The sequence below is a fragment of the Oscillospiraceae bacterium MB24-C1 genome (assembly GCA_030913685.1).
In the GTDB taxonomy this organism is placed as follows: domain Bacteria; phylum Bacillota; class Clostridia; order Oscillospirales; family Ruminococcaceae; genus Yanshouia.
Genome location: CP133187.1, coordinates 176,628 through 191,044 on the forward strand (window position 1 = coordinate 176,628; position 14,417 = coordinate 191,044).

At 50.0% G+C, this 14,417-nt stretch carries 13 protein-coding genes; 10 read left to right on the forward strand and 3 right to left on the reverse strand.

What is annotated here, in order from left to right; genetic code table 11:
* Positions 1-17 precede the first annotated feature (17 nt).
* A complete protein-coding gene (locus RBH76_00870; GenBank protein WMJ84005.1) occupies positions 18-941 on the reverse strand; it encodes an NTP transferase domain-containing protein in 924 nt (307 codons plus the stop codon).
* Between the two features lie 385 nt (positions 942-1,326).
* Between RBH76_00870 and RBH76_00875 the strand changes: the two genes are divergently transcribed.
* Positions 1,327-2,307 (forward strand): TylF/MycF/NovP-related O-methyltransferase, encoded by a 981-nt coding sequence (locus tag RBH76_00875; GenBank protein ID WMJ84006.1) that lies wholly within the window; start codon positions 1,327-1,329, stop codon positions 2,305-2,307.
* Positions 2,308-2,545: 238 nt separating this feature from the next.
* Here the strand turns inward: RBH76_00875 and RBH76_00880 are convergent, their stop codons facing one another.
* Positions 2,546-2,797, reverse strand: coding sequence for a hypothetical protein (locus tag RBH76_00880; protein ID WMJ84007.1), 252 nt, complete (start codon positions 2,795-2,797; stop codon positions 2,546-2,548).
* Positions 2,798-2,939: 142 nt separating this feature from the next.
* Here RBH76_00880 and RBH76_00885 point away from each other — a divergent pair, with 142 nt between their 5' ends.
* The 9 genes from RBH76_00885 to RBH76_00925 all read left to right on the forward strand — a co-directional run bounded on the left by RBH76_00885 (position 2,940) and on the right by RBH76_00925 (position 13,220).
* Positions 2,940-5,681: a molybdopterin-dependent oxidoreductase gene (locus RBH76_00885; GenBank protein ID WMJ84008.1), complete on the forward strand. Its 2,742-nt coding sequence runs from the start codon at positions 2,940-2,942 to the stop codon at positions 5,679-5,681.
* 108 nt (positions 5,682-5,789) lie between these two features.
* Positions 5,790-8,081, forward strand: a complete 2,292-nt coding sequence (locus RBH76_00890; GenBank protein WMJ84009.1) for a 4Fe-4S dicluster domain-containing protein — start codon at positions 5,790-5,792, stop codon at positions 8,079-8,081.
* A 16-nt stretch (positions 8,082-8,097) separates the two neighbouring features.
* Positions 8,098-8,316: a hypothetical protein gene (locus tag RBH76_00895; GenBank protein WMJ84010.1), complete on the forward strand. Its 219-nt coding sequence runs from the start codon at positions 8,098-8,100 to the stop codon at positions 8,314-8,316.
* Between the two features lie 2 nt (positions 8,317-8,318).
* Positions 8,319-8,864 carry a class I SAM-dependent methyltransferase gene (locus tag RBH76_00900; GenBank protein WMJ84011.1) on the forward strand — a complete coding sequence of 182 codons (546 nt, stop codon included), beginning with the start codon at positions 8,319-8,321 and terminating at the stop codon, positions 8,862-8,864.
* Positions 8,848-9,273, forward strand: coding sequence for a C-GCAxxG-C-C family protein (locus RBH76_00905; protein WMJ84012.1), 426 nt, complete (start codon positions 8,848-8,850; stop codon positions 9,271-9,273). Before RBH76_00900 ends, RBH76_00905 begins: the two co-directional genes overlap by 17 nt.
* The gene (locus RBH76_00910; protein ID WMJ84013.1) at positions 9,273-10,403 is read left to right on the forward strand and encodes an aminotransferase class V-fold PLP-dependent enzyme; all 1,131 of its coding nucleotides are present in this window, start codon (positions 9,273-9,275) and stop codon (positions 10,401-10,403) included. Before RBH76_00905 ends, RBH76_00910 begins: the two co-directional genes overlap by 1 nt.
* Positions 10,400-10,681 (forward strand): hypothetical protein, encoded by a 282-nt coding sequence (locus RBH76_00915; protein ID WMJ84014.1) that lies wholly within the window; start codon positions 10,400-10,402, stop codon positions 10,679-10,681. Before RBH76_00910 ends, RBH76_00915 begins: the two co-directional genes overlap by 4 nt.
* Positions 10,681-12,012, forward strand: coding sequence for a radical SAM protein (locus RBH76_00920; GenBank protein WMJ84015.1), 1,332 nt, complete (start codon positions 10,681-10,683; stop codon positions 12,010-12,012). The genes RBH76_00915 and RBH76_00920 overlap by 1 nt, the downstream gene beginning before the upstream one ends.
* A complete protein-coding gene (locus RBH76_00925; GenBank protein ID WMJ84016.1) occupies positions 12,009-13,220 on the forward strand; it encodes an AMP-binding protein in 1,212 nt (403 codons plus the stop codon). Before RBH76_00920 ends, RBH76_00925 begins: the two co-directional genes overlap by 4 nt.
* A gap of 209 nt (positions 13,221-13,429) precedes the next feature.
* On the opposite strand, the gene RBH76_00930 is transcribed toward RBH76_00925, so the two are convergent.
* Positions 13,430-14,320: a succinylglutamate desuccinylase/aspartoacylase family protein gene (locus tag RBH76_00930; GenBank protein ID WMJ84017.1), complete on the reverse strand. Its 891-nt coding sequence runs from the start codon at positions 14,318-14,320 to the stop codon at positions 13,430-13,432.
* Positions 14,321-14,417 lie beyond the last annotated feature (97 nt).

Below are 14,417 nucleotides of genomic sequence, written 5' to 3' on the forward strand. Positions count from 1 at the left end.
TTAATAATGTTTTTAAATTATAAGATGTCGGAAAAATACTTGTCGTACAGTACGCTAACGCTATCTCTGACCTCTTTCTCAAAAAGCTCATAAAGCCTCAGAAGCTGACAGCCGGCCGGGGTCAGCAAACTTTTTCCTCCGTGAGCTCCGCCTTGTTTGCGTACGACAAGGGAATAGCCCAGCTGGGCCTCCACTGAATTGATAATGTTCCATCCAGAGCTGTAAGAAAGCTGCATTTGCTGACATGCGGTACGTACCGATGAAGTCTCACTTACAAGCGTAAGGAGCATAGCGATCTTTTTATCAAAAAACGGTTTTTCCTTTGCTAGCGAAAGCTGAACTTCCGGTCTGATAAGCTGGCTGTTGTGGTATTCCAGCAGAGCCTTGTAGTCATCGGGTGTGTCGGCGTCATGAAGAATTCCGCAGTCGTTTACCTCGATGAATGTCAGCGGAACGCCGCAGCGTAAAATTGCGCCCTGCAGGCCATTTTCACCTTGATCCTCCAGTATTTTTCCAATAACGGAGGAGGACATGAGAATGGGGTGACCCTGTTGCCCTTCGCAGACAGGACAGGCCAAATGCGCACCAGACTCCAAAAGTTGTGTTATGGTGCTTGCAGTGAAAAGCGGGATATCCACCGGCGTGAAGAGTACCGACTTGCATTTGCTTCGCATATAGCCGAGCCCTATTTTTGCCGAATCGAACATCTGGGTAGTTTGGTAGTTTTCGTTGCGCAGAAAAATTACACCGTATTTTGCCAAATGGCGTTCTAATGCCTCTGCATTGTATCCGGTGACAACGACGATTTTGGTAACACCGGCTTGATGCAGTGTAGCGATGATCCGTTGAGCAATGGAAATAGAGCCTATATTGAGCATGGGTTTAAAATCACCCATGCGGGATGACATGCCTGCTGCGACGATAACGGCGCCGGTTTTCATAAAACATATCCCCCTTCGAATTTAAATTATTTATTTTGGCAGAGAAAGTGAATATTATAAAAAACGGATGCATAGCTCTTTTAGATCTATACTATTCTATAAAAAAACGATAGTGTTTTTGTTGGTTATGATCAATTGTTATAAATAACCTGAATTGTTATACCTTGCGACTTAGAATCAAAACTAATTTGCTTTTCTGAAGTATATACTTATAATGCTGCTATGTAAACAGGAATGGAAGAAAAACCCTGTAGAAAAATTCCATAAATACATTGTGCAAAAATAACATATTTTAGAAAAAATCAAGTAAAAAAAGTTGCTTGATGACGGTATAGCGCTTTGCTATAATGAATAAAAAGAAACAGAAAAAAGGGGTGCAAACGCCGTGGAGATTTATGTTTGGGGAACAGGATGCGCCGCCAGCGAGCTTATCGGGAAGGCAATTGCAGCAGAAAACGTGACGGCCTTCGTAGACACTTATGCTCCCCAGACGGGGATGGCGTTTTTTCTGAGTAGGCCGGTGATTACACCTGAAAAGCTAAAAGATCAGGACTATGACCTAGTGATTGTTGCCAGTAGGCATTCTCAAGAAATTATGAAACAGTGCCAGCGTCTGGGGCTGGATCTTTCTCGACTGTTTTTTCTTTACAACAACTATGTTGTGGAAGACCTTAACCAAAACTACGAACTCGTTAAAAGCGTGCTACCAAAGGGTTTTCTCCGCGAGGTTAAAAACCGGTACAGAGTCATTAGAACCGATGGGAGCGGTGACTTGACAAACGGTTGCGGTCAGATGGACGATTATATCCGTCTTAGGACGCTTGAGCTTGCAGCCGCGGAGATCGAACACCGCGGTGTTGCCGGTTCGGTGGCTGAACTGGGGGTTTTCAAAGGCGGATTCGCCAAATGCCTCAACAGGGTGTTTCCTGGCAGGACGCTTTATCTTTTCGATACCTTCACAGGGTTCGACAGTGGCGAAGCTAAGCGGGAAAAAAAGGCGGAAAACTGCAGCGAGGCATTTGTTGAAGCCCATAAAAATACTGGTGAAAAGCGGGTCTTGGACATGATGCCCTACCCTGAAAACGTAGTCGTGAAAAAGGGGTTGTTTCCGGCTTCGCTGAAGGGGCTGGAAGATACATATGTTTTTGTTTCCCTAGACGTCGATTTTGAAGATTCGATCTATAACGGACTTTGTTATTTTTACCCGCGCCTCTCTCCGGGAGGATATATTTTTTTACATGATTACAATTCGCCTCAGCTAAAGGGTGTCAGGGATGCCGTGAACCGATACGAATCTGAAAAAGGCATCCGACTGAGTGCGGTTCCCTTGTGTGATATTAACGGGACACTCGTCATAACCGTCTAAAAAATCACCCCCTGCCATCGGCAGGGGGTGATTTTTTAGACTCTGGCATGCGCATTCGCATATGTCAAGGCAATTATCCCAAAAGTTGTAGGTGAATTTTGGCGACTTACATTTCGGTACAATTTGACCGGGCTATCCAAAATCCGTTAAAATGGAATTATAAAGAAAAGTAGAAAAGAGCGCTATGCAGCTTTTATTGCATTTATTCAATTTCGCTGATGAGACATGCTAGGCGTTTTTATGTATGATTCCCGCAGGAATCTTCGTCGGGGCCAAGACCGGTAAGGTCTTTTAGGCGGTCGATGCCCCTGCCGGAGTAAAAGACAAGTTCAGCGGGAGATCCATCAAGTGTCTCACCCCTGAGTCTAAGGCAGTTGGCAGTTTCATAATATTCTATAGGCAGTTCCCGGCGGTATTTGATTCCGGTCTTTTCGTCGGTGACCTCGACGGTTACCATGGAAGCGGATATTTCATTTGTTTTAGAATCCATGTTGACACTCCTCAAATATATTTTGATGCGCCCATTATATCGTACTTTCCCTCGGATGGGAAGTCCTCTATTTTGTTATCCGGCGCGGATGCGCAAACAATAGATGTTCATGGTGAAAATTACAAAAATAGGAGGAGCAAGAATGGTTAAGAAAACCCTAATGATTAACGGTGTCGAGCGTATATTACTTGTTGAAGGGACTGAGACCCTTGCCTCTGTTCTGCGCGAGCGTCTGCTGCTCACCGGATGCAAGATCGGCTGTGGCGAAGGCCACTGCGGCGCCTGCAATGTCATTATTGACGGTGAGGTTCGGCAGTCCTGTATCGTGAAAATGAACAAACTTAGAGATAATGCCGAAATTACCACCATCGAAGGGATCGGAACTATCGACAACATGCACCCCCTGCAGGTTGCCTGGATGGCTCACGGCTGCGCGCAATGCGGCTTTTGCAGCCCCGGCTTTATTATGAGCGCGAAGGGCCTTCTTGATAATAACCTGAGCCCCACCCGCGAAGAGGTGCGCAATTGGTTTAACAAGAAGCGCAACCTCTGCCGCTGCACGGGCTATAAGCCCTTGGTTGATGCCGTTATGGATGCCGCCGCCGTAATGCGCGGTGAAATGACCAAAGAGGATCTGGTCTTTAAGCCTAATGGAGACAGCATCGTCGGCACCAAGTATATTCGACCTTCCGCAGCACAAAAAGTCACCGGGACATGGGATTTTGGCGCAGATGATGCACTGAAGATGCCAACGGACACCCTGCGTCTGGCGCTTGTGCAGGCAGAGGTATCTCACGCGAACATCAAAGGTATAGACTTCTCCGAAGCCGAGAAGATGCCCGGTGTTTTCAAGATCATCACCCACAAGGATGTTCCCGGCAAAAACCGCATCAACGGATTGGTCATGCTGCCACTTAACAACAAGTGTGATGGCTGGGATCGCCCCATTCTCTGCGACGAAAAGGTTTTCCAGTTCGGTGACGCCATCGCCATTGTTGCGGCCGACACCGAAGCCCACGCCAGGGCCGCTGCGGCAGCCGTCAAGGTCGATCTAGAGGTTCTGCCTGCTTACATGAGCGTACCTGAAGCGCTTGCAGAAGATGCCATCGAAATTCACCCCGGCGTTCCCAATGCTTATTATGAGACCAACTGCATCAAGGGGCCCGACTTTGATTTTGATAGCGCGCCAAACGTGGTGGAGATTGAGAGCTACTGTTCGCGCCAACCGCACCTGCATCTGGAGCCCGACTGCGGTTATGCTTACATCGACGAAGACGGCATGCTGACAGTCCATTCCAAGTCCATCGGCATCCATCTGCACATGCCTATGATTGCGGATGGCATTGGGGTACCCATGGAAAAACTGCGCATTGTTCAGAACCATGCCGGCGGTACCTTTGGATACAAGTTCTCGCCTACCAACGAGGCCATTTTAGGCGTTGCAGCTATGGTCTGTCAGAAACCGGTTTCTCTGGTATTTAACCAGTTCCAGAACATTACATACACCGGTAAGCGTTCGCCTGGCTTTATGAACATTAAGCTGGCGGCGGACGAAAAGGGCAAGTTGCTGGGCTTGTGGGGCAACAACTATATTGACCACGGCCCGTATTCTGAGTTTGGCGACCTGCTGACGCACCGTCTCTCTCAGTTTGTCGGTGCCGGCTACCATATTCCCACCATCCGCAATAAGTCTACCACAGTATTCACTAACCATGCATGGGGCTCTGCCTTCCGCGCCTATGGCTCGCCGCAATCTTTTATGGGTTCCGAGATTGCCATCGACGTACTGGCTGAGAAAATGGGCATGGATCCTTTCGATATCCGTGAGCTCAACTGCTACAAGGAATCTGAACAGTCCACCATCCCCACCGGCTATAAGCCCGATGTTTACTGCCTCGAAGAGATGTACAAGAAGGCCCGCCCGCTGTATGAAGCCGGCAAAAAGCGCGTCGCCGAGAAGAACGCGGCGTCCGACGGCAGATATCAATATGGCATCGGCGTCGCCTCCGGCATCTACGGCTGCGGTCTTGACGGTGTGGACGGTTCCGAAGCATGGGCTGAATTGAATGCCGACGGCACGGTGACCATGTACACCTCCTGGGAGGATCACGGTCAGGGTGCTGACATGGGTACGCTTGTAAGTGCGCATGAAACCCTGCGTCAGGCTGGCATCAAGCCAGAAGACATCAAGCTTGTCATGAACGACACAAAGCATACACCCAACTCCGGTCCCGCTGGCGGTTCTCGCTCTCAGGTCATGAGTGGCAACGCCTGCCGCCTGGCTGCGGAGAGTCTATTGGCTGCCATGAAGAAAGACGATGGCACCTACCGCACCTATGAAGAGATGAAGGCAGAGGGTATCGAGACCAAGGTCAAGGGCAATTGGGTCGCCACATACTGTGCAGCGCATCCTGTTGATCAGGCGACTTCTCAGGGCGAACCGTTCTCCGTGTACATGTACACGCTGTTTCTGCCTGAAGTTCGTGTCGACACCCAGACCGGCAAGGTCAAGGTGGAGAAGTTTACCGTTGTTGCCGACGTGGGCACCATTATGAATAAGCTGTTGGTCGACGGAAACTTCTACGGTGGGCTTGCACAGGGTATCGGCCTTGCGCTTACCGAGGATTTTGAGGATCTCACTAAGCACACCAATCTCTTGCGGTGCGGTATCCCGTATCCCAACGATATCCCCGACGATATCGAGCTACACTATATTGAAACTTATCGCCCAGAAGGCCCCTACGGTGCAGCTGGCTGCGGCGAAGCACCACTGGATGCGCCGCACCCGGCCATCCTGAACGCAATCTATAATGCTACCGGCGCTCGGATTACCCGCGTCCCGGCTAAGCCCGAAGTTGTTCTTGAGGCGTTGAAAAAACTGTAAAAATTTTCTTGGCAATATAAATGCATATGCTATAATAAAGAGGCGGGGAAATCCGCCTCTTTATCCAAATACTGATTGATAATCGCTGTGTTTTACCGGAGGATTGTTATGGCTATGGAAGAACGCTCCACAAGAATCTACAGGCAACAACAGATGCTGTCCAAGGAGGCCCTCACAGAGATTGAGAACCTCTGTATACACGAACAGCCCGCCTACTGTGTGGCTGCGTGCCCCTTTAAGCTGGATGCCAAGCAGATGGTGCGCGCCGTTGCCGGCGGCGATTTTGCAAAGGCACTGGCGCTTTATGAGAAGATTACACCTTTTGTCCATATTCTGTCCGCAGGCTGTGAGGCACCCTGTGAACAGAAATGTAAATTGTGTGAGGCTGGAGAGGGTATCGCGATCCATGAGTTGGAGCGTGCGGTAGCAAGATTCGGTAAATCTCCAAAAAACAAAGGGCTTTTGCGTTTTAAAAAGAGAAAAAGTGTTGCAATATTTGGTTCCTCACTGTTCTCACTCTTTCTTGCCGGAGAACTGGCAAAAAAAGCGTATCCGCTCACCATCTATTGCGATGAACCTGACGCCGCAGCGTTTGTAGCTGCTGGGGCGAGTTTTCTTGACAGCGATGGGCTAAATGCGGAAGTTGAAACCCTACAGTCGATGGATATTACTTTCAGGTTTGGCACCAAGCTAACCGCCCAGTTGTTCGAGCAGAAAAAGACAGCATACGATATTGTTGGCGCATCACCGAGACTACTTAGTGGTTTTTGGCCCGGCTTTGAAGTTGATGAAGCGACGATGCTCTGCAAAGAGGTACAGGTCATTTCGACACCTGTCGGAGCACAGGGCGTCCTCGCTTCGCTATTTGGCGCGAAGAAAGCCGCACTGACGGTGGACCGGCTGGCACAGAATCTTGATCCACGAAGCAGTCGCGGAGACGAGGGCGCTTCGGAAACGGCACTCATAACTAATATGGACAGTGTGGCGGGTTCCTGCCGCATTCACTGCGAGAAGGAAGGATACACAAAAGAGGATGCAATTACGGAAGCAAAGCGTTGCATCCAGTGCAGCTGCACGGAGTGCGTCAAGGGCTGTGTCTATTTACAACACTATAAAAAATATCCCAAGGTACTCACGCGAGAGATTTATAACAACGTCAGCATCATCATGGGCGATCATATGATGAATAAACCGATAAATTCCTGTGCGCTCTGCGGACAGTGTGCCGTCGTCTGTCCCAACGGGTATGACATGGCAGATATATGCCTCATGGCAAGACGCAACATGGTGACCACGGACAAAATGCCGCTGGCTCCCCATGAGTTTGCGCTGCTCGACCAGATGTTTTCAAATGAAGAAGCTTTCCTCTGCAAACCCCAGCCGGGTTTTGCAAAGAGCAAATATGTTTTTTTTCCAGGCTGTCAGGCAGCGGCGATCGCGCCGGATACCGTGAGGGCGGTCTATCTTGACCTCTCCTCTCGGCTCGAGGGTGGTGTAGCGCTTCTTTTGGGGTGCTGTGGCGCGATTTCCGAGTGGGCTGGGCGGTATCAGATGTACGACGAGGCGGTGGCGTTTATCGACGCAAGGTTAAAGGAGCTTGGAAATCCCGCCGTGATTGCCGGCTGTCCCACCTGCAAAAAGATGCTTTCACAACACTACGATGGAGAGATTGTCGGCATCTGGGATGTGTTGGAGGAAATCGGCCTGCCAAAAGGTGCACAGAAAATTTCTCGCCCCGTTGCCATGCACGATTCCTGCGGTGCGCGGGGGGACGCCCACACCCAGCAGACAATTCGGAAACTCGCCGGAAAATTGGGTTGTGAGCTTGTGGAGACGGAATTTTCCGGCGATACCTCGCCCTGTTGCGGATACGGTGGGTTGGTGATGTATGCCAACCGCGAGGTGGCCCATGAGATGGCGCAGATGTGCGTTAACCGTACCGACGCGCCATATATCACCTACTGCATGGCCTGCCGAGACAGGTTTGCCCGAGAGGGAAGGGAATCTCGGCATATTCTGGAACTCATATATGGAACCAATGCCGGTGAGCCGCCAGATATCAGCGAAAAGCGTTATAACAGGCTGATGCTGAAAAACGGGCTGCTGCACGAGATATGGGGGGAGGAAATTTTAGAAATGACATGCGAGTTTCCAATAACATTTATGCCCGAAGCGCTAAAGTTGATGGACGATCGAATGATTCTAAAGGAGGATGTAATTAAAGTCATGGAATCCTTTAGAGAAACCGAGGAAGCCATTTTTGATTCCGAGTCCGGGCTAATGATCACCCGTAAGCGCATTGGCAACGTAACGTTCTGGGTGAAGTATGAAGAGCAGGACGGCGGCTATCTCATCCATAGCGCATATAGCCACAGAATGAAGATTGATTCTAGCCAGTGATAAGGAGGAAGGTGTCATGGCGGATAAGAATTATTATACGATTGACCCTTTGGGAAAGCTTCGGTGCATGAAATGCAACGTGCCCCTCGTTAAGGGTAAGGCGAGATTTATGTATCTGGACAACGGCTTTCCCGTCGAGCTGCCGGTCTGTCCTTCCTGCGGGTTTGTCTATGTACCCGAAGAACTGGCGCTTGGCAAGGTGCTTGCCGTGGAAAAGGCATTGGAGGACAAGTAGAAATGACGAGGCATCCAGGAGGCGAAGCACACACCACCCGTATGCTGGCGCTGGCGGGCGTTAAACCACCCTGTCGTATTCTAGATCTGGGCGCTGGGGATGGGGAGACCGTACGACAGCTTCGGTGCTTGGGTTTTGATGCTTGGGGAATTGACCTTGCCCCGGGCCACGATGTTGAACACGGCGATATCCTCAACGCCTCGTTTTCGGATGAAGAGTTCGATGCGCTGATCACTCAGTGTACGTTCTATGTGACGGGTGACCCGCAAAAAGCATTCCGCGAGAGTCAAAGGTTGCTCCGCCCGGGTGGAAGATTATTGTTCTCGGACGTCAGTTTCGGTGGGCAGGTAACTCTTCGAGCAGCGGCAGAAAGCGCGGGGCTTACAGTTCTGATAATGGAGGACCTGACCAAAATCTGGCGGGAATACTATATCGAAAGCATCTGGAACGGCACGGCGTACGCTATGCCATGCGGGTGTGCAAAAGGCAAGTGTACCTACTGGCTAATGATCTGTGAAAGGGATGTTAAGGATGGATCTGTTCGATAAAATACTTGAGCTTTCACAGCAAGGTTTTTACTGTGCGCAGATTCTTGCAATTCTGGCGCTCGAAGCGGATGGCAAAGAAAACCCCGATCTAATCAGAGCAATGAGTGGCTTGAATGGCGGCATCGGCTTTTCGGGGAAAACTTGTGGCGCGTTGACGGGCGGTGCCTGTGTGCTGTCTTATTTCACTGGCAAAGGTGAGGCGGATGAGCTGGAGGCTCCGGAGAGCAGGGCGATGATACAGGAATACATCAACTGGTTTGAGACCGAATTCGGCGAGGAACACGGCGGTACCGGCTGCGACGAGATATTGGAATGCAACCCTGCGAACCGCCTGGAACGCTGCCCTGGAATCGTCGGTGCGGCTTTTGAAAAGGTGGTGGAGCTGCTTTCGGAAAAAGGAGTGGTCTGATGGATTCGCCGCGTATCTACCTGAATAACGCCGCCACTAGCTGGCCGAAGCCGGACAGCGTGGCGCAAGCTGTGGCGAAGGCAGTTACATCCCAGCCCGGCTCCGCCAACAGGGGTGGTATACAAAAGCGTGACGTATTTGATGAGGCACGTCGTGCTCTGGCGAAAAAACTGGGCATTTCAAACCATCATGGTATTGCTTTGGGATATAACGCCACTTGGGGACTGAATCTGGCGATACTCGGGTTTCCCTTTAAAAAAGGCGATGTTGTGCTTACAACGAAAGCGGAGCACAACAGTGTCTTGCGCCCTTTATATAAGATTGAGCATGAAGGCAGGGCAAAGGTCGTCTATCTGGATACCGACGCCTTTGGTCGTGTGTCTGAAAAAGCCTGGCGGGAAGCGGTGAACAAATATCGTCCCGCGCTCTGTATTTTTAATCAGGCATCCAACGTGACTGGTGCGGTGGTGGATTCTGGAGCGTTAACCGATATTGCAAAAGCTACCGGGGCGGTAGTTCTCATGGACGCGTCCCAGACTTTGGGTTGGACCGATGTCCGGGCTGAGGACTGGGGAACGGATATGGTCGCCTTCACCGGACACAAATATTTGCTTGGCCCTCAGGGTGTCGGTGGGCTTTATGTCCGTCCGGGCGTTGTCCTTGAACCGCTTCTTGTAGGAGGTACAGGCATAAAAAGCGACATGGACACCATGCCGGAGGAGATGCCGTTACATCTGGAGGCGGGAACCGGGAACGAGCCGTCCGTATGTGGCCTAGTAGCGGCGCTTTCATGGGCGGAAGCAAATCCACTTCCAAAACCGAATTGCGAAGCACGGATGCAGCGGCTGAAGGAGGGGATTCAGAGGGCGGGCGCCGTGGTGATCAACCCAAAGGGAGCCTGTACGCCGGTCGTCAGCTTTAATGTTCCCGGGCATAGCGCTGCGGATGTGGGCGATATTCTTACGGAAAGCTATGACATCATTTGCCGCAGTGGGCTTCACTGTGCACCGAGGATTTTTGAGAATTTGGGCTGCAAAAGCACGGTGCGGCTGAGCCTATCTCGCTTTACCACTGATGAAGAAGTAGACGCCGTAATCTCTGCGGTGCGAGATATCAGAGGGATGATATGATTTTTGATAGCTCTAAAACCGAAGATTGTTTTTCGGATTCACAAACATATGAATACCGTTTACCGGTGACGGCACAAACGTTTGTCACGCTTCTCGCCGGATGGAACGTGACGGAAAACCACCGATATCGCAGACCGATGTTCTCGGCAGACAAAAACGGTGTGAACATCAAAGGTGTTTTATCCGGTAATGTTATCAAGGTAAGCTTTCCATATTGCGAATGGGAGGCGGAGAAGGCTGATTTTGAAGGGTGGCTCGGTGGTTTAAAGGAGGAGTAATGGCAAAAGCAATAACAAAAACCCAAAGCGTCTGCCCGGTGTGCCTGAAAGTGATTCCGGCGGAAAAAGTTGAGGGTGACGACGGGAACATCTATCTTAAAAAGACCTGCCCGGAACACGGCGTTTTTAGTGCGCTTATCTGGGAAGGTGGCATTACCGACTACCTGATGTGGGACACCCCCGAAAAAAAACAGGATACGCCGGTATATGCCACCCCTGTCAAGGACGGTTGCCCGTATGACTGCGGTCTCTGTGCGGACCATAAAAGCGCCGGTTGTTGCGTTTTGCTGGAGCTAACGAACCGTTGCAATCTCCACTGTCCGGTGTGTTTTGCCTCGGCGGGAGAGCGGGAAGCTTTTGATCTTTCTATGGCGGAAATCGCCGACCTCTACGATATGCTCATGAAACGAGGTGGCCCTTTTAACATTCAGCTTTCTGGCGGAGAACCCACCATGCGGGACGATCTGCCGGAAATCATTGCGCTCGGAATTACAAAGGGATTTTCTTATTTTCAACTCAATACCAACGGACTGCGTCTAGCATCCGAAGAAGGTTATGCGAAAAAACTTAAAGAAGCCGGACTCTCCTGCGTTTTTTTGCAGTTTGATGGCATGGACGATATGGTCTACGCGGCGCTACGGGGGCAGCCGTTGCTCGAAATAAAGAAAAAAGCAATCGAATGCTGCGTCGTCGCTGGCCTTGGCGTGGTACTCGTGCCAGTTATTGCCCCAGGCATAAACGAGGATCAGGTGGGCGAAATCCTTCGGTTTGCCACGGCGGGAATGCCGGGCATCCGCGGTGTACATTTTCAACCGGTCAGCTATTTTGGGCGCTGCGGGATAAAACCGCCTAAAATGCGGATTACCATCCCCAAAATGCTCCAACTAATATCGGAGCAGACGAGCGGGGAGATGAAGGTCTCTGACTTTAGCGGCGGTGGAGCCGAAAGCCCGTACTGCTCTTTTCATGCGAGCTATATGCGTCGCGCCGACGGGACGTTTAAAGCGCTGTCGCGCCCCAAAAGCGCCAGCTGCTGTAATTCCTCGGCAGACACGAGAAATTTTGTTGCTCGGCAGTGGGGCGGTGAAGTCTGTCCCGTTCCGTGTGACGACAATGATTTTTCAGAAACCTCATCGCTGAGCACGTTTCTGAAAAAGGCCAGGGAAAACACTTTTTCGGTATCTGGGATGCTGTTTCAGGACGCTTGGACGCTGGATCTCGACCGCCTCCGCCGCTGCAAAATCAGCGAGGCGGATCGAGAAAAAGGTATGGTGCCCTTTTGCGCCTATAACCTGACGGATATCAATGGGGAAGGGCTATACAGGAAATGAAGCGATCATATCTGGATATTTGGGTAAAAGAAATAGAGAACCTGACCAAGCTAGAGCGTGAGGATATCGAGAAGTTGCAGCTTGATCGTCTGAACACCCTATTGGAAAAGGAAAAAAGGCGGGGCGGATTTTATGGTCGCTTACCATCGTCCCTTACGAGCCTTGCCGACTTGGCAGCCCTGCCCTTTACGTCGGCATCCGATCTGATGGCCTATGGCGGTAGTATGATGCTGGTGTCCCAGTCGGATGTTCAAAGGGTTTTGACTAGCACCACCAGTGGCACAACCGGCGAGGCGAAGCGTGTTTTTTATACGCCGAAGGATTGTAAAAACACCATCTCATTTTTTGCCGCGGGGCTTTCAGAGATGGTGTCTCATGGTTCTCGCACGATGATTTGCATGCCGTTTTCTGGGCCCTTTGGTCTAGGGGAACTGATTTGCGCCGCAATAGAATCTCTGGGTGCGACGCCGATTCAAGCCGGGGTGAGCCGAACCTACGGCGAGCTTTGCGGTATTCTCCGAGAGGAGAAGCCGGACACCTATGTGGGCATGCCGGCGCATCTTCTGGCTATGCTAAAATACTGTGGGAAAGGGTCTCTTCAAAGGGCGCTTGTCAGTGGTGATGCCTGCGTCACGCCGGTGCTGGACGCCCTTGAAAAAAGGCTTGGAACAAAGCTCTTTCCTCACTACGGTTCCCGCGAGATGGGGCTGGGCGGGGCTGTGACCTGTCCAGCTCACGAGGGGATGCACCTGAGGGAAAACCACGTGATTGCCGAAATCGTAGACGGAAACGGAAATGTCCTGCCGGACGGCGAATATGGCGAGCTGGTGATTACCACCATCGGCATGGAGGCTATGCCCCTTATTCGTTACCGCACCGGGGACTATACCAGAAAACTGAAAGTACCCTGCCTCTGCAAAAGCTGGTTAACACGCATCGACAGTATCGAGCGCAAGGGCGCCAGCTCCGATATTCTGGCACTGGACAAGGCCTTGCTGGGCTTGGATAATGTGGTGGATTTCAAAGCCGTGCAAAAAGACGACACCGTCGTGATTGAAGCACTAACGCTATGGAAAACACAGGGCAGATGCCTTGAGGAAGCGGTGCGTAGTGCGTTACCGGGGATTAAAGTGCGCGCCACCGAGAGGCTATGTGAAAAGTCCGACGTGCCGCTTTACGCGGGCAAGAGGAAAATCATCGAGGCGTAACCCACTGTGTATATCTAAGCTTTTTTAGCAAAACGCAGAATCCGTATATCAAGTAGCACAAATCTATATATCGATAATAATCCGATAGGGTTGATGGTTGAACGCCAAATCAGTTTTTTTAGAGAATAAAAAATAAAAGCTTATTGAACCAAATAAAAACAACTCGGCTGTGATTGCTATAATCGCACCCGAGTTGTTTGTTTTAAAACCTAAAGCATCTTATATTCTTGTAAAAGTCGTCCAACCATACTCAACTGATCCGAAACTCGTGTTTCCATGGGATATCCTCGAAAAGTCTCGACCGTTATCGTTGGAATAACAAGCTCTTTAGAAACCGTTTTATTAATACTACCGTTAGGAGCAGGCGTAAAATAGTTAAATGCCTCACTACACAATGTTCCGTGCTGGGTTTCCAAAATAATTTGCATTAGCAAATCTGATTTTTCACCCAAATCAGTAAAAATCAAAGAACTCCCAAGAAAATCACGCGTCTCCTTTTCTGGACGGGCTTCATGAAGATCCAGAACAAATTCTGGATCAATCCTTTTGATATCTTCAAAAATGGAATTTGCCATCATTTGTGCCAAGTTTCCCTGTACGTTTCCGGGGAAGTTTCTGTTTAAGTCAAGAAAGCCTGCAACATAACGCGAAAGTGGATTTGCAGTTGCACCTTGTCGGTTTGCAGGCGCAAGAATATAGAGTGTGCCAGCCTTGATGCTCGCTTTTTTTAAAAGCTCTCCCGCTCTCCAAGCAGCCTCTTCATCGCCATGAACACCGGCGACAATGTAAATTGAAGCGCCATTTTGCTTTGAACTGATCACCGTGACCTCGTTTTCAAAATCGGTTTCCGCACCGATCAAATAGGAGGTGTGCGCAACCTCATACACATTGGAAAAGCAATCCGCAAAATCCTCAGGAAAAGCGTTCTCGAAATCAATGTTATATTGGGGGTCTATACCGCTAAAATCTGTTGCTGAAACTGTTGATGAAGGTATAAGCTCAACGACTGAAGCGCTTGAAGAAGTTAGATAGCCCGTGGAATTACTGCACGCAATAAGAAGCGACATTCCTAATGGTGCAACGATAGTTTTCCAACTCATTGTAATTCCTCTTTCTTAAAATTTTCAAGAACATCATAGCATAATCGCATAAATAATTATAAAAAAATCTTATGTTTTGTTAAATTGTATAAAACAT